At 60.0% G+C, this 17,652-nt stretch carries 16 protein-coding genes and 1 pseudogene; 13 read left to right on the top strand and 4 right to left on the bottom strand.

Annotated features, from left to right (window positions below; all coding sequences use genetic code 11):
• The first annotated feature begins 25 nt into the window (after positions 1 to 25).
• Positions 26 to 400, top strand: a complete 375-nt coding sequence (locus BJG93_RS03230) for a VOC family protein (RefSeq protein ID WP_027196916.1) — start codon at positions 26 to 28, stop codon at positions 398 to 400.
• A gap of 49 nt (positions 401 to 449) precedes the next feature.
• On the opposite strand, the gene BJG93_RS03225 is transcribed toward BJG93_RS03230, so the two are convergent.
• Positions 450 to 1,418, bottom strand: coding sequence for an AraC family transcriptional regulator (locus BJG93_RS03225; protein ID WP_051374370.1), 969 nt, complete (start codon positions 1,416 to 1,418; stop codon positions 450 to 452).
• Positions 1,419 to 1,511: 93 nt separating this feature from the next.
• On the opposite strand from BJG93_RS03225, the gene BJG93_RS03220 reads away from it, so the two are divergent.
• Entirely contained in the window at positions 1,512 to 2,345 is an 834-nt protein-coding gene (locus tag BJG93_RS03220; RefSeq protein WP_027196914.1) for an oxidoreductase, read from the top strand.
• A gap of 430 nt (positions 2,346 to 2,775) precedes the next feature.
• The gene (locus BJG93_RS03215) at positions 2,776 to 3,180 is read left to right on the top strand and encodes a lipocalin-like domain-containing protein (protein WP_027196913.1); all 405 of its coding nucleotides are present in this window, start codon (positions 2,776 to 2,778) and stop codon (positions 3,178 to 3,180) included.
• Positions 3,181 to 3,486: 306 nt separating this feature from the next.
• Here BJG93_RS03215 and BJG93_RS03210 read toward each other — a convergent pair whose 3' ends face one another.
• Positions 3,487 to 4,362, bottom strand: coding sequence for a lipid A biosynthesis lauroyl acyltransferase (locus BJG93_RS03210; RefSeq protein WP_027196912.1), 876 nt, complete (start codon positions 4,360 to 4,362; stop codon positions 3,487 to 3,489).
• Positions 4,363 to 4,774: 412 nt separating this feature from the next.
• Here BJG93_RS03210 and BJG93_RS03205 point away from each other — a divergent pair, with 412 nt between their 5' ends.
• On the top strand, positions 4,775 to 5,419 hold the full coding sequence (locus BJG93_RS03205; protein WP_082194607.1) for a tyrosine-type recombinase/integrase: 645 nt from the start codon (positions 4,775 to 4,777) through the stop codon (positions 5,417 to 5,419).
• Here the strand turns inward: BJG93_RS03205 and BJG93_RS03200 are convergent.
• Complete coding sequence (locus BJG93_RS03200; RefSeq protein ID WP_027196911.1) at positions 5,324 to 7,921, bottom strand: ATP-binding protein; 2,598 nt, start codon at positions 7,919 to 7,921, stop codon at positions 5,324 to 5,326. The genes BJG93_RS03205 and BJG93_RS03200 overlap by 96 nt on opposite strands.
• Before the next feature lie 77 nt (positions 7,922 to 7,998).
• Here BJG93_RS03200 and BJG93_RS03195 point away from each other — a divergent pair, with 77 nt between their 5' ends.
• From BJG93_RS03195 to BJG93_RS03185, 3 genes are all read left to right on the top strand, one after another.
• The gene (locus BJG93_RS03195; RefSeq protein WP_027196910.1) at positions 7,999 to 8,268 is read left to right on the top strand and encodes a hypothetical protein; all 270 of its coding nucleotides are present in this window, start codon (positions 7,999 to 8,001) and stop codon (positions 8,266 to 8,268) included.
• A gap of 92 nt (positions 8,269 to 8,360) precedes the next feature.
• Positions 8,361 to 9,215, top strand: coding sequence for a methyltransferase domain-containing protein (locus tag BJG93_RS03190; RefSeq protein WP_063828924.1), 855 nt, complete (start codon positions 8,361 to 8,363; stop codon positions 9,213 to 9,215).
• 61 nt (positions 9,216 to 9,276) lie between these two features.
• The gene (locus tag BJG93_RS03185) at positions 9,277 to 9,483 is read left to right on the top strand and encodes a hypothetical protein (protein ID WP_154671806.1); all 207 of its coding nucleotides are present in this window, start codon (positions 9,277 to 9,279) and stop codon (positions 9,481 to 9,483) included.
• 1,017 nt (positions 9,484 to 10,500) lie between these two features.
• Here BJG93_RS03185 and BJG93_RS03180 read toward each other — a convergent pair.
• The gene (locus tag BJG93_RS03180; RefSeq protein WP_027196908.1) at positions 10,501 to 10,767 is read right to left on the bottom strand and encodes a hypothetical protein; all 267 of its coding nucleotides are present in this window, start codon (positions 10,765 to 10,767) and stop codon (positions 10,501 to 10,503) included.
• A gap of 75 nt (positions 10,768 to 10,842) precedes the next feature.
• On the opposite strand from BJG93_RS03180, the gene BJG93_RS36200 reads away from it, so the two are divergent.
• The 6 genes and pseudogenes from BJG93_RS36200 (at position 10,843) to BJG93_RS03155 (ending at position 17,588) form a co-directional block, all read left to right on the top strand.
• The gene (locus BJG93_RS36200) at positions 10,843 to 11,091 is read left to right on the top strand and encodes a transposase (RefSeq protein WP_322786956.1); all 249 of its coding nucleotides are present in this window, start codon (positions 10,843 to 10,845) and stop codon (positions 11,089 to 11,091) included.
• 361 nt (positions 11,092 to 11,452) lie between these two features.
• The gene (locus tag BJG93_RS03170) at positions 11,453 to 13,366 is read left to right on the top strand and encodes a hypothetical protein (protein WP_071336557.1); all 1,914 of its coding nucleotides are present in this window, start codon (positions 11,453 to 11,455) and stop codon (positions 13,364 to 13,366) included.
• Between the two features lie 159 nt (positions 13,367 to 13,525).
• Positions 13,526 to 13,669 (top strand): pyrroloquinoline quinone precursor peptide PqqA, encoded by a 144-nt coding sequence (pqqA, locus tag BJG93_RS36345; RefSeq protein ID WP_063828923.1) that lies wholly within the window; start codon positions 13,526 to 13,528, stop codon positions 13,667 to 13,669.
• Between the two features lie 60 nt (positions 13,670 to 13,729).
• Positions 13,730 to 13,810: pseudogene (locus BJG93_RS03165) on the top strand (IS6 family transposase); the annotation flags it as partial.
• Between the two features lie 376 nt (positions 13,811 to 14,186).
• Complete coding sequence (locus BJG93_RS03160) at positions 14,187 to 15,785, top strand: Kelch repeat-containing protein (protein WP_027196906.1); 1,599 nt, start codon at positions 14,187 to 14,189, stop codon at positions 15,783 to 15,785.
• Positions 15,786 to 16,394: 609 nt separating this feature from the next.
• Entirely contained in the window at positions 16,395 to 17,588 is a 1,194-nt protein-coding gene (locus tag BJG93_RS03155) for an NHL domain-containing protein (protein WP_071336558.1), read from the top strand.
• Positions 17,589 to 17,652: the final 64 nt, after the last annotated feature.

Here is a 17,652-nt window from a genome sequence, read left to right as displayed (position 1 = left end):
CTCCCTTTCCTGGCGAGGAGTTCAAATGAAGTTTGCATCGGTTCGTATCGTTACCCGGGATCTCGATGGGCTCATCGAGTTCTATCAAAGGCTTTCCGGCATCGAGGCCGCACGTCCGGCCGACGGATTTGCCGAATTGCGATTCGAAGGAGCGACGCTTGCGATTTCGTCTGAGCGTCTTATCGAGCTGTTCAATGTCGGCGCTGCCACGGCGGCTGCAAATCGATCGGCGATCCTGGAGTTCGAAGTGGAGGACGTCGACGCGGTGTTCGAACGGATGAATGCGTCCGGGACCAACATCGTGATGGCGACGACATTGATGCCGTGGGGCAATCGTTCGCTTTTGCTGCGCGATCCCGATGGGAATCTGGTCAACGTATTTTCCCGACCCAGGCGTTGACGACATCCGCTGCACGGCTGCCGGCCGCGTCGCGGTTCCTATGGGAAGCTCAGTGTGACGAAACATACGTTGCATCGGCGAACGCCGGCACGGCGAAGTTTTCGCGCATGCGCTTAGTCTCCGCCGCCGGCGTCGAGCCGAACAGGCGTTTGAACTCCCGGCTGAACTGGGAAGGACTCGAGTAGCCCACGGCGTGACTCGCGGCCTCCGCGCTCAGGCCTTGGCGCACCATCAACAGGCGAGCCTGATGCAGACGCGTCGACTTGAGATACTGCATGGGCGACAGCTGCGTGATCGCCTTGAAGTGGCTGTGGAAACTCGGGACGCTCATGCCTGCTTCGTCAGCAAGCCGCGTTACGTCGAGCGACTGCGCATAGCCCGCGTGAATGAGGCGGAGGGATCGAGTGATTCGGCCGAACTGCCCGCGCATCGCAAGCGCCTCTCTCATCGAACGTCCCTGTGCTCCGGTCAGCACGCGGAAGTACAGTTCGCGCAGCAGGCCTTGGCCCAATACCGCGGCTTCAAGCGGCCGGTGCATCGCTTCGAGCAAGCGCAGCACAGACGCCTGCATCGCGTCGTCCATCGGCGTCGACATCATGCTCTGAGGCGCCTGAATTCGTTCCGTCACGCCCTCGCGATCGATCTGCGCCGCGAGTTCGGCGGCCATGGTGAAATCGAGATGCAGGTACAACGCAAGCAACGGGCGATCCGGCGTTGCGTCGGTTTCCATCGTGAATGGCACCGGCACGGACACAGCGAGGTAGTGATGCTCGTCGTAGAGATAGAGCCGATCACCGAAGTAACCTCGCTTGCGACCCTGACACACGATCACAATGCCGGGGTCATACAGAACCGGCGTGCGCGACAACGCCCGGTTCGAACGCAGGATGCGCACGCTCGGCAGCGCCGTCAAGTTGTAGCCTTCGTCCGGCGCCAACCCGCGCAAAAGGGCAACTATGCGGTCCTGGCTTTGACGGGAGCGCCCGGGCCGCTGCGTGGAGGCAGATTTTGCGTTCATAGTTTTGTGCAAGAAAATTAGCGGAATCAGCCTTCTCGTGCGTTGGCCGCAAGATTAGCATGCAGCTTTTAGTCAACATGACGGAGCGCTTCAATGCAATCCAGCAAAACTCTGCTTATCACTGGCGTTAGTAGTGGGTTCGGCCGAGCGCTCGCTCAAGAGGCGCTCGCGATCGGCCACAAAGTTGTCGGTACGGTGAGAAGTTCGCAGGCCAAGCACGATTTCGAGTCGCTCTCCGCGCGCGGCGCGTTCGCACGGGTTCTTGACGTGACGGATTTTGACGCCATCGACGGCGTCGTGTCGGAAATCGAGACGAGCGTGGGTCCCATCGATGTCCTGGTCAACAATGCTGGCTACGGGCACGAAGGCATCATGGAAGAATCGCCTCTGTCGGAGCTGCGTCGCCAGTTCGATGTGAATGTTTTTGGCGCCGTCGCGATGATGAAGGCGGTATTGCCTTTTATGCGTACGCGTCGACGCGGGCACATTCTGAACATCACGTCGATGGGCGGCTTCATCACGATGCCCGGAATCGCCTATTACTGCGGAAGCAAGTTCGCGCTTGAGGGTATTTCCGAAGCGCTGTCCAAGGAGGTCAAGCCTTTGGGTATCGCCGTGACAGCCGTGGCGCCCGGCTCTTTCCGAACCGATTGGGCCGGCCGCTCGATGACGCGAACGCCTCGGTCGGTCCCGGATTATGACGACGTCTTCGACCCCGTTCGCGAAGCTCGCGAGGAGAAAAGCGGCAAGCAACTGGGAGATCCGCGCAAAGCAGCACGAGCGATGCTTGCGGCGATCGCGGCAGACCGCCCGCCCGTTCACCTTTTGCTCGGCAGCGACGCACTCGAGCTGGTGCGCGGCAAGTTGTCGGCGCTCGAAGACGAGATCCGGGGGTGGGAGACTGTCACGGTCTCGACGGATGGCTGAGTAGCGCGGGAGGCTGCGTCGCGCATCCCTGGCGCGTTTGCTGGGTGCACGATGCAGTGACCGGCCAGGAAGCGTCGTTCGCCAGAAGCGTCGGCCGGACATTCACACGGCGGAGACACTCCGAAAGCGCTCGGTCAGTCGCCCTCTCAAGTTTCACGCTCAGTTGCCGTAGAGCCGGTGTGATCGCCCTATGTTCGGGTACGGTTGGGGCGTCTAACGTATCCGGGAAGAACTGCAATGTTAGAAGCGAAAATCCGGGGCGACGAGGTCGCAATCGCTTGGCGTTTCCGGATGGGGTCGCGAATCGGTCGGCTTTCACGAGAATCCCGGCATCCTGAGCAAAACGGAATCGGCGGGGACAGTCATTCGACCCGCTTGCAGCGCAGCTCAATTCAGGCGCTGTAGCTCTTATCCATTACTGAAAATCGCCATGAAGCTCATAGCTCGAAATTTCTTGCTCGTCGCAGTTCTTCTCTCTGTATCCAACCTCGCTTCGGCTCTCGATGACCGCTTGGTTGGTAACTGGCAGGGCCAGAGGGACAAGCATGGAAAATGCTCCTACATGGCGTGGACTATGAAAAGATCATCGGACGGAAAGTTCGAAATTGCGTTCTATAAAAATCCTGAAAAGACTCAGCTCTTGAATGAGGAGCGGGGCCAGTGGGAAACAAAGGGCGACAAGATTTCACTCATCACTGAGGGCGTTCCTACACCCGACGTCTACAGCTACACTTTTACAGACAACGATACCGTTCATGTTTCGGCTATTGAGCGAGACCCTTCGGCCGATTGCATGGCCGACTATGAATTCACGGATCATCGGGTTAAACCGTAAAGAGCGCCGATACCCTCGGGGCGAGCGGTATACGTTCAGCAAGAGACGCTGAGCCGGTCGTGCGCGGAACGCCCGCAACGGGTGGCGTGCCGCCGATCGCAGCCCTGCGAGGCGTAGGCTGGGTTTGCACATCGCATGAGGCAGAGGCCGGCCAACAGGCGTCGTTCGGCACTTTCCTCGCTGAGACGTTCATGTGTCCGATCCACCGCAAAAGCCGCCGTTGCGAGCAGGAAAAGGCCTGGCTACGCAAACTTTGAAAACAAGCAACGTGTTGATATCGGCAAACGCTCACTGCGGGCGAACCATTCAATATACCGATTCCATACCCGGTGGTCGATGCTTGAAACGTCGGTGCACCCAGTAATACTGCTCCGGAAATTTAACGACCTGTTCCTCAAGGAACGCATTCATCCGGCGCGCATCGACCACATCACTCCCCGACGGGAAGTCCGCGAGCGGCTCGAAAATCGTCAGCTTATAGCCTTGATAATTCGGGAGCACTTCAGTCACGAAGGGAACAACCCGCGCACGCCCCAATCTCGCGAGCCGCGAAACTGCTGTGAGTGTGCAGGCGGGAACGCCGAAGAAAGGCACAAAGACAGAGCTATCAACGCCCTGGTCCATATCCGCGGCGAGCATGACTGGTTTGCCGGAACGCAACAATTCCACAATCTTTCTGGCACTTGACGCGCGCTCGATCATCTCAGCGCCGAACCTGCTGCGTTGCTTCCTGGCCAGGTCGCATAAGGCTGTGCTTGACATGCGTGTGTACAGTGAGGCGACGGGAAGGTGCGTCGAGTAGAGCATGCAACCGACCTCAATGCCCACAAAGTGAAAACCCATGAAGATGGTAGGTGGAGCTGTATTGTCATCGAGATCAATTTTGCTTTCGATCTGGACGATATCCCGGATCGACTGCGCACTGCCAAACCACTGAATACCTCGCTCGAGATAGCTGCGAACAACATGACGGAAGTGTGCTCTTGCGAGCTTCCGATGTTCGCGGTCAGTCTTCTCGGGGAAACAAAGACGCAAGTTTATCTGGACGATATGCTTTCGGCGGCTCGGAAGTGCATACAGCGCAGTACCGATAATCATCCCGAGCCTTGCGACAAATTTGTAAGGAAGTGCGGAAAGTGTGCGTAGCAGACCCGCGACGAGCACAATGCTGAGACGATTCAAAGATTGTCCCTAAGAGTGGTGAAGTTTGCACGGCGGCGTTAAACGCCAAGCGGGCGACATTCCTGCTCGTCGGTGCATCATGGGAATGTCTTCGCTCAGGATTTCAACCTTGGATCATACAGTTCAGGCGTGATTGCAGGGTCAATCAGATAACTCGCGAAATTACCAGATGTAACACGAGGCTCAGGTGCGACCTACCCCATAAATTCTGGTCAAGAGCAATCGCCGCTAGCATCAACGACACTGTTCCACAACTCAAAGGGGGACTGCTGGCGATGGTTACGCGAACGACACTTCCACGCCAAAAAGGGTCCTCCGTTCTCCAAGCCAGCGAACGGCGGCTTGGGGTCGCGTAGCGCCCATCGGCGATTGGCGCAGACTGACTCTCCCTTCATTTGAAAGGAGAATCGTCATGGATGCAACTATCAACAGCGGCGCGCCGCGCGTGCCGTGGAACAAAGACAAGCTAACCGGACAGAAGTCGCCGCTGAAGCTTAAGGAAATCTGGGCCATCCGAATCCGCCTGCAACTGGGGGCGAAAACCCGTGATCTTGCGATGTTCAATCTGGCGAGCGACAGCAAGCTGCGAGCGTGCGACCTGACGAAACTGCGGGTGCGCGATGTCTGCCTGGGCACCCGCGTAGCGCCTCGCGCGACTGTGATGCAACAGAAAACGCAGCGACCGGTGCAATTCGAGATCACCGAGCAAACGCGGGATAGTGTGGAACGCTGGATCGAGGCAGCGCGGCTGTCCGCTTCAGATTTCCTGTTCTCGGGCCGGATTCATGCGTCGCCCCATCTTTCAACCCGTCAGTACGCAAGGATCGTTCATCGTTGGATTAAATCGATCGGGCTCGACGACACCGCCTATGGCACGCACACGATGCGTCGAACGAAAGCATCGTTGATCTACCGGCCTGAGGAGTGGCGGGGTCTACGTAGGCCGCCGCTTAACCCGTCCCTACTCGCCAGGAAACGCAATGCGCGTCACCTGTTGGAGACTAAGCAGCGCCCCTTCGCCCGCGTACCCGTCCCGTTCGTCGCTGCTGAGGGCTGAATCGACAATGTCGCGCGCCGCCTTGTAACTTGACAGGGCGATCGGCGGGATGCCATCCCGGTTCGCCTGGCGCATGCGCGCCTCGATCCAGCCGATGGTCCTTGCCGCATCAGCGAGGCGTCCCTGCAATGCGAGCAGATGCGCCGCATAGCAGTAAGGATAGATGCTCGGACCGATCGCATGCATCAACAACGTACAAGCGGTGCGCAAGGTCGCGTCCGCCTCCCGGAGGTCGCCAAGATTAACGAGCGCCGCACCGCGTATGACGAGGGTCTGAGACCGCAATTGGACACTCTCCGCGACGCTCGAACTGGCAAGGATCTCGTCGCATCGACGTAAAGCAGAAGTGAAGTCGCCGGCGGCCAAATCGAAGGATGGAAGCATCAGCGCGCAACGATCACCAAAGAAGGAATCGCCAAGCCGGTGGCCCACAATGGCCGCATCGGCCAGCTTCTTCGCCGTGGCATGGTCTCCTTCGACCAGGTATGAGAAGAGTACTCTGCAAAAAGCGAGGGACGTTTCCAGCCATTCAGGCCAAGCCCCATCCAACAACGTTGCTGCCTCGTCCAGCGCTTGTCTCGCGCCCTCGCGATTGGCCAGCAAGGTGAACTGATGCGCGGCGACCGTCAACGACCTGAAGGTGCCGAAGCGGTCGCTGAGGCTTCGAAAGAGAGCAGCCGCCTTCAATGCGGCTTCGGCCTGGCGCTTCGCCTCGGTACGCATGCGCAAGTCAGCCACTGCAAACCAGAAACGCGCCGCCGATACTGGAGGCACCAACTGGTCCACCCATGGCTCGATGTTGCGGTACAGCCGCGCGCCTTCGTCATTAAAGCCGCGCGCATCCCACAGCATGTCCGTCGCCGCGGCAAGATCGATTGCGACCATGCGATCGCCAGTCGGGCTAATTGCCCACGCGGCGGCAGCGCGTACATTGTCCAGCTCCGGCGCGATACGGCGCGTCCGGGCCAAGGGCTCTTCGAAATAGTCTTTTCCGGTCAGGCACTCAGTCATCGCTTCGGCGTGGCGCCGGCGCGTTGCCTCGAGCGACTCGATGGCGGCCAATCGCTCCAATGCAAAGGAGCGATTGCTTTCCAGCAGGTGATAGCGTGGCATGCGCATTCCTTGGACGACGACAAGAGACTTGTCCACCAGTGAAGCGAGCTGCTCGAACACGGCCCACTCGTCCAAGGTTGCGTCGCTCGCCACGCGCTGTGCGGCCTCAAGCGAGAAACTTCCCATGAAAACACCGAGCCGGTCGAACACCGACTTCTCCGGCGGCGTTAGCAAGCCATAGCTCCACTGCAAGGCTGCCCGAAGCGTCTGATGTCGAGGCAGCGCCGTTCGGATGCCGCCCGCCAGCAATTTCATGCGCTCATCAAGTCGCTGCCGCAGCGCGAACGCGCCGAGAAGCGACACGCGGGCCGCCGCAAACTCGATTGCCAGAGGGATTCCGTCGAGTCGGCGGCAGGTGTCGATGACGTCTCTCGCGTTGTGAGCGTCGAAGTCGAACTTTGGATCGGCGGCTTTCGCGCGCGCGACGAACATCTGAACGGCGCCAAAGCCGAGCGCAGCCACTGCGTCGTCACTCGTGGGAACGCCCAGAGGGTCCAGTCGGAACACCTGTTCGTGCTCCGTGTGCAACGGTTCCTGGCTCGTCACCAGAACGTGCACGCCCGGCGCGCCGGCCATGATCTGCTTCACTAGCGCAGCCACGTGATCGAGCAGGTGTTCGCAGTTGTCAAGCACGAGCAGCAGTCGCTGCGTGCTGATCAGCCGAACCAGCGACGCGGGGCCACCATCTCTTGCCACCTGGTGGCCTAGTGTGCGCGCGACCGTCGGCACGAGCAGCCGACCGTCGGCAAGCGATGCCAGTTCGACGACCCACACGCCATCGTACGGTTGGTCGCGCAGGCGGTGCGCGACCGCCCGCGCGACTGTCGTTTTGCCAACGCCTGCCGAGCCGACCACGCTCACCATTCGCGAGACCTCGAGCAGGCGTACCAGCGCGGCGACATCTTCCGCGCGCCCGAACAGTGGTGGCAGATCTGCGGACAAATTGCTGGGCGAGAGGGCGCCAAGCTCTGTCAGGCCGAGTTGTCGCGGAGCATCGGTCGACGGCAGCCGCTCGTCGTTGGGCGTTCCGACCGCCGCGACGTCGAACATATAGCCCCGGCGCGGGACGGTGCGCACGACGTGATGGTGCTCACCGCCCAACGCCGCGCGCAGCTCACTGACGCACTGGACAAGCGAATCGTCTGTAACGATGACCTCCCGCCAGACGGCCTCGATCAGTTCACCTCTGCTGAGCAGCCGACCGGGATTCCTGGCGAGATGCAGCAGCAGCGCGAACGTCTTGGGTCTGAGGGGCGCAGGCCTACCGGCGACACGTAATTCGCCGCGCGCGATATCGATGTCGAAACCGGGATAGTGCAAGACCTCCGCCCCAGCGCTTGCGGCACCCGCTGGCCTCGCGACAGTTTTCGCGAAATCTTCGCGTTTCATTCGGCCAATCATCGTGTGACGCGACGCCTCCCCGGCTACGCTGACTCCTGCCATCCCGTCGATTGAAGGAGCATAGGATGTCAGCGACCCATTCGCCAGTACCCAAGTTCCCGCCGAAGGCGTTCCTCATACCCAGCCGCACGGTGCTGGTTGTTCTGGGCTCGCTCGGCCGCGCGATTGCAATGTTGTCGGCGGACACCGCGATTGGCGCGGCCGTCTTTTCGTTTTGGTATTGCGTCCCGTGGCTGCTGTCGGCGTGGACCGCCTTCCAAATGCGGATCCGGTCTGGCTGCCACGCCCGATTCTCACAAGCCTCGCAGCGGATTGTTCAAGTACTGACCGGCTAACCGCCAGGCGTTATGCCGTCCCTGCCGACGAGCCGCTGGCGGGTGATTTCTTGAGTGTTAGACGCCACGCGCCTGATCCGTCTGGGGAGCAAATGATGCGTAGCGGAGCCATCGGTCAATTCGAAACCTTTGAGAACTTTGAGCGAAAGGGCTGGCAGGACGTTGCGCGGTCTTACCACGCCTACTATATGGACCTCACGTGCCAGTCGCTTCCGCCGCTACTGAGCGCCCTTGACGTGCGTGCTGGAACCAGACTGCTCGACGTCGCATGCGGGCCCGGTTACCTCGCCGCGTCCGCAGCGAGGCTCGGCGCAGACGTCGTGGGAGTCGATTTTGCGCCGGGCATGGTTGAGCTGGCGAAGGAGCTTCACCCGAAGTTGCAGTTCAAGGTCGATGACGCCGACGCCCTGGCGTTCCCCGACGAGTCCTTTGATGCGGTCGGCTGCAACTTCGGATGGCATCATTTGCTTCGACCGGAGCAGGCGCTGGCGGAGGCCTACCGCGTCCTGAGACCCGGTGGGCGAATAGGGCTCACCGTGTGGGCGTGTCCCGAACGAGCGATTGCGCTGGGCATGGTGCTGGACGCGATCCGGAAGCACGGCGATCTGAATGTCGACTTGCCAGAGGCGCCGCCATTCTTCCGCTTCAGCGAGCACGACGAGTTTGCGCGCGCACTTCGGGCAGCCGGCTTTGAATCGCCCGGCGTAATCGAGCTCGACCAGACCTGGCACTTGCACGCGCCTGAGACGCCTTTTCATGCGCTGCTACGCGGCGGCGTACGCGTGGCTGCCCTTCTGAGGTCGCAACGTCCCGAAGCGCTCGCGTCGATCGAACAGTCGGTTGCTGAAAGCGCGGCACCGTATCTGTACGACGGCGTGTTCAACGTCCCGGTGCCCGCGGTCCTGGCTTCCGCCCGGAGGCCGGCTAGCTTTCGGACCTCGCAATAGAGAAGTGCGTGTTCCTCGGGGATCTCCGAGCCGTACGTTTTCCGTTGAATAGGAGGAAATCATGCGACTACTGACGGCTTCAGTGGCGGCCTTTCTGGTCTCTGTACCCGTGCTCGCCGAACAGGGTGATGCGGAAGACCGAGCGTTAATTCAGAGCCATGTTGAGCATCCGCCCGCCAATGAGCATCGCGCGTCAAAGCCGACCGAAAGCAGCACGCCTGCGCAGGAGCACCCGGCCTCCGCGTCAGCACCCAAGGCGCTGCGCTAAAGCATCGAATTTCGCGCGGCCGACAGAGACAATAGCGCCGCCGAATCATAGGAGCCCAAAGCCCGCCGATCTTCGGGTGTCTTTTGGACGCAGCAGTTCTTGCCAACGCCCGACGCGGCTCAGCTCCGGATGACCTCGCCCGACCAGACGTGATCGAACGCAGTGCCCGCTTCGCATTGCACCGTGGGACGGTTTCCGCGTCGGGCGCTTCGTACTCACGAAACCATGTGCCGGCGATCGACGGATAAGCCGCAAATGGTCCGCAGGCGACGGACAGTTGTTTGCATGGCACCGGTCATTGAGGCGCTTCTCATGTGTGTGATTGAACGGGTCGCGCTCTGCCAGTCGCAGCCCGCCGGGCGGCTCGGCTTCGTTGCCGTTTGCGCGAGGCAGTGACCGGGCCACAACCGGCCGTTCGACATCGACGCATGAATCGTCGACAATTCGGTTCATCGCCTTTGCTGGCATCAGCCCGGCCGCCCCTGTCAAAGGCGAAAAACCCTAAAAGTAAGGCTCGCTTTTGGATCGTGATGACGGGCACCGAACTGCTACCTGAGATCGACAAAGCATTGTCGGCCATCGAACCCATGCTGACTGCGACGTGGCCGAACGTACAGAGCATTCATCGCCAACTGACGTAGTGCCGCGCTCAAATTTCCGGTGAGCAGTCGGAGCCTAAACAGGGACCGCTTACGATGGGACTGATTGCGACTCGGGAATTTGACATGTGGGGCGATAAACCAGAACTCGCAGCCCTGATCAACCAGATACAGCGTGCGTTCGAGTGAGGCGGATGTCTGCTTTCGAGACATCCGATTGTCCGCTCCGGGTCGGGATTTGCCTTTTGCATGAGAGCTGCGCAGGAGGAAACCCCCGCGTTCATTCATCGGGCGCTGGTCGGCCAGAAGTGGACTCTGCCCGTTCGAATCAACCTGCCAGGAAGCGGACGCCCTGTCAGCGGCCACTACACTGGAGCGTCGCGGCGCTTCGGCGACACCGCTTGCGCCAGACCCGCTGCTACTGCTGCTGCAGGGCGATGACGCCGTCGACGGTCCATACATTGCCCAGATGAAACTGCCGTCCCGGTCCCTGAGGCGCGGGGTGCACGCCGTGCCCTTGAAGCAACTGCCACTTACCCCACCCGGAGGCGGTCTGGTCCTCAGAGAGACCTAACTGAAGCACGAACCGCAGCGTCTGGTTGACGTTCATCATGTAGTTCGGGTTCAGCCTGCCAGGCGCATAGATCAGCACCGACTGGAAAAATTCGCCTGGCTGCGGCGCCACTTCACGCCGCCTAAAAGCGACCAGTTCGCACCATGGCGCTGACCGTGCGCCTGGTCCGTCACGCAGTCACGTCGTATCCACCGGCAAAGTGCGCGTCGTGATGACAATTTACTCGACAGCGCACGCTATCCGGCCTGCCAGTTTGGCGATCTCTACCATCAGCGCTGGCGAATAGAAGAAGCGTACAAGCGTCTCAAGCACCGCTTGAACCTCGAGCATGTTTCGGGACTATCACAACGGGCGGTGGTACAAGATCTCGCCGCCAAAGTGCTGTGCGACAACCTGCAGCCAGTGACCACGGACGCAAGCGCGTGGCGCGCCTGATGCGCCTTGCCGGTCTGTGCGGCGTAAGGCGGCGGCGCTGGCCCGCACCACGCGGCAGCACCCGGGTGCGCGGCGCGCGCCCGAACCGGTGCGCCGGCAATTCAGCGCCGAAGCACCCAACGTACGGTGGATGGCGGACGCCACCTATGTCCTGACTGGCGCAGGATTGCTTACGAAATAAGTTTAATCAAACGCGAAGATTTTCGCGTCCAGCGAACTGCTACATAACTCCTTGGAAAGAAGGAGGACTGTCATGAAAAACGCGAAGCTTAATCCTAACAACGAAGGATCCGGCGCAATTTCGGCGAGGCATTTTTCGTTCCTATCCTATCTGTTCGCCGCCGTCTTTTTAGGTGCCTAGATGTCCGTCGCGTCCGGGCAGTCAGTTGGACAGCCTTTATCTCCAGAAGTCACCGACTTAGCTCCTGCCGCGACGGCATCTCCGATCAATACGTTGGCGGCCACGTCCGCGAACGTGTTGACCTATCATGGCGACACGAATCGTACTGGTTGGAATTCGAGCGAGACGACCCTTACCCCTTCCAACGTCAGAGCCGGTTCGTTCGGCGTCGCGCATGCAATCAAGTTCGGCGACCCAGTGAACGACTGGGTCGACGCGCAGCCATTGGTTGTTTCAGCGTTGAGCGTAAACGGGACAACGCAGGATGTCGTATACGTCGCCACCGAAGCCAACAACATTTACGCCTACTCGGCTTCCACCGGCAAGCTGCTCCTCCAACGGAACCTCGGGACTCCGGTACCGCGATCGAGGCTTCCCGGCGGCTGTGGCAACAACGGCCCCACCGTGGGAATCAACTCCACGCCGGTGATCGATCTGGGCACCCACACGCTATATGTGGTCTCGTTCAAGCTGGTAGGCGGCACGCCGAGCTATTGGCTCCACGCTCTTGACATCACCACCTTGGCTGACAAAGCGGGTTCTCCGACCTCGGTCTCGGCTTCGCATACCCTGACGAACGGCACGACCCACCATTTCGCCGCAGAGTTCAGCCGCCAGCGTGCCGGTCTTCTTCTGGCGAACGGAAACGTCTACGCCGCTTTCGGCAGCTTTTGCGACATACGCGCCGATGAGTCGAGAGGCTGGTTGTTGGGATGGAAGGCGAGCACGCTGTCACCGCTGCCTGCGAATCAGTTGATGGACAAGCTGTCGACTTCACCCAACACCTTTTTTCTGTCATCCATCTGGATGTCCGGGTATGGCATTGCCGCAGGTCCGTCGGGGGTGCTGTACGCTGTCACCGGGAACTCAGACCCGTCTGGTACGACCTACGCTCCTCCAAACAACATCCAGGAAAGCGTGGTGAGGCTCTCTGCCGACTTGACCACCTTGCAGGACTATTTCACCCCTTCAGGTACTAATGGTGTCGCATCGCTAGATGAAACGGACGACGATTTCGGTGCCGGTGGGGCCATGGTTATACCGGACATCCCTGGACAATCGGCTTCTACGCTCGTTGCCGGCGGAAAGCGCGGCCGTCTGTACCTCATCGACCGGGCCGCGATGGGTCACAACGACTCCGGCAGAGCGCGTTCCATCGCCGATTTCGGTTCCTGCTGGTGCGGCCCATCGTATTTTATTGGATCGGACGGCGTCCGCCGCGTTGTCAGCAGCGGCGGCAGAAGCATCAAACTATGGAAGGTTCCGGCAACGGCGGCGCTGCAACTGGAAAAATCGTTTTCTAGCATCCAATCCGGCCAGGATGGTGGCTTTTTCACGACGATTTCATCGAACGGCACAACATCCGGGTCCGCGATCATCTGGGCCGTCGGTCGCCCCACCTCCACTACTGCGCCGGCCAACGTGACGCTATACGCCTTCGACGCCTCAGGTGGCACAACACCGATCTTCTCGTCCGTCGCCGGCTCCTGGCCTCACGGCGCCAACGCCAACATCGTGCCCACTGTCGCCAACGGCAAGGTCTTTGTGGCCAGCTTCGCAGCCCTGAACATCTTCGCTCCGGGCGGGACGCTCGCTCCGGTCGTAGTCCCGCCCCCGGCTACTCCGCCAGGACCTCTGCCCAGCCAAATCTACGGAATTGTCACTTCGGTAGGCACGTTGCAAATAACCATCCAACCTCAGACTGGAGCCCCTGTGCTCGTTGACACTTCGGCTGCCGAGCAGGCTCACCTGAGCGTTCCGCTCGTGGTCGGAAAGGCCGTCCACGTCTTCGGCCCATTCAGCAGTGGAGCGTGGCACGCGGAAACAATTCTTCGTGCCAAGGACGACCCTGAATCTTGGGTGCCCACGAACTGACGCCTTTGCCAATTCCAGTTTGTGCCGAAACCGATTGGCGCTAATGGAAGAACTGCTGCAATCGGTTTCAATCTGAACGAGGCAAAGACTGGTGGTCACCATTTACATAAGGGCTAGCCCTAGCTTCGCATGTGATGCCGGCTGCTGTCGACACCGGGCATGAAATTTCGCCGGGCCGCCGGCGCAACGCTGTTCCAACCGCTGTTTCAACCGAAGGAGAAAACACGTATGCAATGGACGACTCCGAGCTACACCGACGTACGCCTCGGTTTTGAAATCGTGATGTATGTCGCTACGCGTTAAGCCCGCAACCGGGCCGCACGCCGCGGCCCCTTGCGATTTCGGTTTGTGTTTGACCTCTGCTTCGAAAAGACATTTCGCAAGCACAAGCGCCCGGTGGGCAGGAGTTGGCGCATGGATGAAAGTTATATCAAGGTCAAAGGCCCGGGTTGAGTCGTAATCGCTGTCGGCCTCAACCCGCTCGATAAAACTGAATCCGCCGACGTGTGCTCAAAGATTTGGCGAAAAACCCAGATTGATATTGTCTCGCCGCGTGGCTATAACACTCGAGCATCCCGTCCCAGCACCACTCATCGTTGCCCGGCACAGATAAACGATGGGCTTCTCCAATCCTTCTTTTCATTGAAGGACCTGCTCTCCGCGTGGCAAGAAACCGCATTTTGGCCGTGGTGTGGTTGCCTGTCGTCGAGGACATTAACTCGTTTTCCTACGGAGAGATTCACCGAAGCGGCCAGGTGTTGATGGTGTTGATTATCTGGTGAAATCGAATCAACGTCGTTCTAATGATTAGGAAAACACAATGGATATCGAAATTGATGGAGTGCTTAAGACGGCGAAGGTCAAGGCGTCTGCTTGCGCCATTGTATGTGTGCTCGGCTGGTCTACGTTAGGCCACGCGGCAACGTGGACAAAGCTGACGAATGCTGCACCCAGTGGAGTGGGGACCATGGTGCTGTTGACGGACGGCACAGTCATGGTGCAGGGAAATCCTTACGACACCTGGTTGCGCCTGAGCCCCTCCGCTACCGGAAGCTATGTGGACGGCACTTGGTCCGCTTTGGCGCCGATGAGCAAGGCGCGTCTGTATTTTTCGTTGAATGTGTTACCGAGCGGCAAGGTCTGGGTTCTTGGCGGCGAATATAGCGGCACCCCACTCCAGCAGAACATAACGAACACGGGCGAGTTGTACGATCCGCTGGCCAATACGTGGGCTCCCGTAACGGACTTTCCGGAGCAGTACTTTGGAGATGATCCTTCGATGTTGCTACCGAACGGGAAAATCCTCGCCGGGTCGATTTTCACAAACCAAACCTACCTTTACGATATCGCATCGAATTCGTGGTCGTTTGGGGGATCCAAGGTTTATCCAGATCGCAGCGACGAGGAGACCTGGGTCAAGATGGTCCGCGGTAAAGTACTTACCTACGACCTTTTCGAAAGCGTCGCGCAGAATGGTCAATATGCCGAGACCTACGATCCCACCACGCATACGTGGTCGAGCATCAGTCCGAGCGACGGCTCTGCACGCGGGACCATTCCAGCCCTGAGCAGCGCCGCAATCGGATACGAGCTTGGCCCGTTCCTGAAAGTTCGTGGCAATGGAGTTCAGGGGCAGATCTTTGGTATCGGTGCGACCGGGCATACCGCTCTGTACTCACCCTCGACCAACACGTGGGCACCCGGCCCGGATGTCTTTGGTTCGCTTGCCGGCAAATCGGTTCTTTTTGGTTCTGACGATGCACCCGGCGCGGTGATACCGAGCGGCCATGTCGTCTTTGCTGCGGACGCCGGGCCCACAAGCGGTTTGTTCAGTCCTCCGACGCAACTGTTTGATTACGACCCAGTCGCAAATTCGATTACGCCTCTGTCGCCGAGCATTCCTGATTCTAACCTTGGCAGCATTGCGGCATTTATCACAAGGCTGCTGGTGTTGCCGAACGGCCAGATACTCTTCTCTGACTCGTCGCGCCAACTCTGGGTATACAGCCCGGATGGCGCTCCACAGCGATCATGGGTGCCCGTTTTTTCGAACGTCAAGTACAGCGGCGCAGGGGTTTTCACGTTGCACGGCGTCCGCATGAATGGCCAATCCGCGGGATCAAGCTACGGCGACGATGTTGAATCGGATGAAAACTACCCCATCGTTCGCCTCCAGGACGCGGCGGGCCACGTGTATTACGGAAGGACCACGAATTGGGCCAAGACAGGCGTCGGTCAGGGTGCGAACGAGGAGACGGTCGATTTCACTCTGAAGACAGGCATGGTACCCGGAAACTATTCGATTATCGTGAGCGGCGCGGGAATCTCATCCACGCCGCGGTGCGTCACGATCACGAGCGATCAGATCAAGGGAGTCGGTGGGGCATCAAACGCCGCCATTACGTGCCACGGTAACTGAGGGTTACACCCGAATCCGGGACGCCTGCGGCCTTCGCCCGCTGACCGCAGGCCGCTCCGGGCACGCGAGCTCGCCGATAATGCCGGATTGGGCAGCAGGTTGCCGACCAACCTTGGGCGAGCCGCCAAAAGTGACGTCTCCTGGGGCATAGTATTGACCGCTCCACAACAAAAGCCGTCCACTACACGTCAGTGGGTCGACCGACGGCTCAGGGTCGAGTGCAGCCGGTCGCGGTCGTCGGGCAGCGCCATGGCACGGCGCGAAGCCTGATGGTTCAGCACCTTTGGCCACCGAATCTTCAATGCTCAAACCAGCCGCCATAAGAACGCATCTCGGCGGCGCAGTCCAGCGTGTTCCGTGCGTTCGGCTCTGGCTGAGCTTGCCCGAGCCCAGCTATTTCCGTTTCCCAACAGCACGGCAAATTGCGTCCGTCCCGAAGGGAGGAGCCTAAAAATTTATTTGCTTTTCGAAACGCACTACTAAGATGAAGTGTTGGGCGGTTTGGGGGCTTTCGGGCTTGCTTTCCCTGGTCACAACATCCTGCGTTCCGCGACAACGACTTTTCCTTGAATAGTCGTGACAATTCGGTGACACCGAACAGGAGGATGTATGTCGCACGGAACACAGCTCTGTCCGAGCATCGCTGTCATGTTGCGGGCCCTTTACGCACTCCTGCTAATTGCGACGGCAAACCCCGCCGCCGCGCAGATCATCAGCACCGTCGCGGGCCCCGGTCAGGGCGGCGTAGGTGCGGCCGGAATCGCCGCAGAAGCCATCGCGCTGGACCGATGGGGAAACATATACACTGCCGAACCGACATTTCGCGTCGTTCGCCGCATCGATCACGAGAGCGGAATTGTCACGACCGTTGCCGGCAACGGGCAAGAAGGCTACAGCGGCGACGGCGGCCCAGCGACGCACGCCAGTCTCGACTATCCGTCAGGGGTTGTGGTTGACCGAGCAGGCGATGTGTTCGTTGCGGATCCATACGTCGGAGTCGTGCGAAGGGTGGATCGAAAAACGGGGATCATTACTTCTGTTGCAGGTCCGGGCGTTGGCAGCGCCAACCGCGGCGACGGGGGGCCGGCCACTCAGGCCGCGCTGTTCCCAACCGACGTGGCCCTGAACCGGGAAGGTGATCTGTACATCGCCGATTCGGCGGCAGCACGCATCCGGCGCGTGGACCACGAAACGGGAATCATCACGACCGCCGTCAAGCTTGCGTCCAGTTACATCCTGGCTATCGCCTTTGGCCCGCACGGCGACCTCTACATAGTCGATCCCTCTCCGGCAACGGTCGTCCGGGTGGACAAAAGAACAGGCACTATCACCACGGTAGCCGGGAAGTCGCCCCTTTGCTCGGGGGCGGGCTTGATGGCGTCCGGGTGCTATAACGGAGATGGCATTGCGGCGACCGATGCTTTCTTGAACATCCCAACGCACATTGCGTTTGACTGCGCGGGTAATCTGACGATCAGCGATACCTTCAACGCCCGTGTGCGCCAGGTGAATAGGCAAACCGGCATCATCACAACCATTGCCGGCAACGGGCAGGACTCCTACGGCGGCGACGGCGGCCTTGCCACTCAAGCTGGCATAGGCGGTCCCAGGGGGCTCGCGTTTGGACCCGAGGGCGATCTGTTCTTTGCTGGCTCCGGGTACATTCGCAAGGTAAGCGGCCTGCCGAAAGCCGGGCGCCGCTGCGAAGAACGTGATGAGGACCGCGACGGCGGCGATGCGGGGCGCCCCGGTGATCGCACCGATCGCAAAGATGGCGGTGCGTTGCTTCCATGGTGGTGGTGACACCGCTTGCGCTACGCCACTATTGCGCGCGCAGCAGATGATCGCGTGCGCGCCTGCGCCGGAT

The sequence above is a fragment of the Paraburkholderia sprentiae WSM5005 genome, assembly GCF_001865575.2.
Taxonomy (GTDB): domain Bacteria; phylum Pseudomonadota; class Gammaproteobacteria; order Burkholderiales; family Burkholderiaceae; genus Paraburkholderia; species Paraburkholderia sprentiae.
The sequence above is the reverse complement of the archived record's forward strand: the minus strand, read 5'-3'. Positions and strand labels throughout refer to the sequence as shown.

Excerpts from the sequence above, each read along its gene's own strand:
- BJG93_RS03220 (WP_027196914.1), top strand. The coding sequence starts at position 1,512 with ATGCAATCCAGCAAAACTCTGCTTATCACTGGCGTTAGTAGTGGGTTC.
- BJG93_RS03205 (WP_082194607.1), top strand. The coding sequence starts at position 4,775 with ATGGATGCAACTATCAACAGCGGCGCGCCGCGCGTGCCGTGGAACAAA.
- BJG93_RS03230 (WP_027196916.1), top strand. The coding sequence starts at position 26 with ATGAAGTTTGCATCGGTTCGTATCGTTACCCGGGATCTCGATGGGCTC.
- BJG93_RS03170 (WP_071336557.1), top strand. The coding sequence starts at position 11,453 with ATGTCCGTCGCGTCCGGGCAGTCAGTTGGACAGCCTTTATCTCCAGAA.
- BJG93_RS03155 (WP_071336558.1), top strand. The coding sequence starts at position 16,395 with ATGTCGCACGGAACACAGCTCTGTCCGAGCATCGCTGTCATGTTGCGG.
- BJG93_RS03195 (WP_027196910.1), top strand. The coding sequence starts at position 7,999 with ATGTCAGCGACCCATTCGCCAGTACCCAAGTTCCCGCCGAAGGCGTTC.
- pqqA (WP_063828923.1), top strand. The coding sequence starts at position 13,526 with ATGAAATTTCGCCGGGCCGCCGGCGCAACGCTGTTCCAACCGCTGTTT.
- BJG93_RS03200 (WP_027196911.1), bottom strand. The coding sequence starts at position 7,921 with ATGAAACGCGAAGATTTCGCGAAAACTGTCGCGAGGCCAGCGGGTGCC.
- BJG93_RS03190 (WP_063828924.1), top strand. The coding sequence starts at position 8,361 with ATGATGCGTAGCGGAGCCATCGGTCAATTCGAAACCTTTGAGAACTTT.
- BJG93_RS03185 (WP_154671806.1), top strand. The coding sequence starts at position 9,277 with ATGCGACTACTGACGGCTTCAGTGGCGGCCTTTCTGGTCTCTGTACCC.
- BJG93_RS03215 (WP_027196913.1), top strand. The coding sequence starts at position 2,776 with ATGAAGCTCATAGCTCGAAATTTCTTGCTCGTCGCAGTTCTTCTCTCT.
- BJG93_RS03160 (WP_027196906.1), top strand. The coding sequence starts at position 14,187 with ATGGATATCGAAATTGATGGAGTGCTTAAGACGGCGAAGGTCAAGGCG.
- BJG93_RS03225 (WP_051374370.1), bottom strand. The coding sequence starts at position 1,418 with ATGAACGCAAAATCTGCCTCCACGCAGCGGCCCGGGCGCTCCCGTCAA.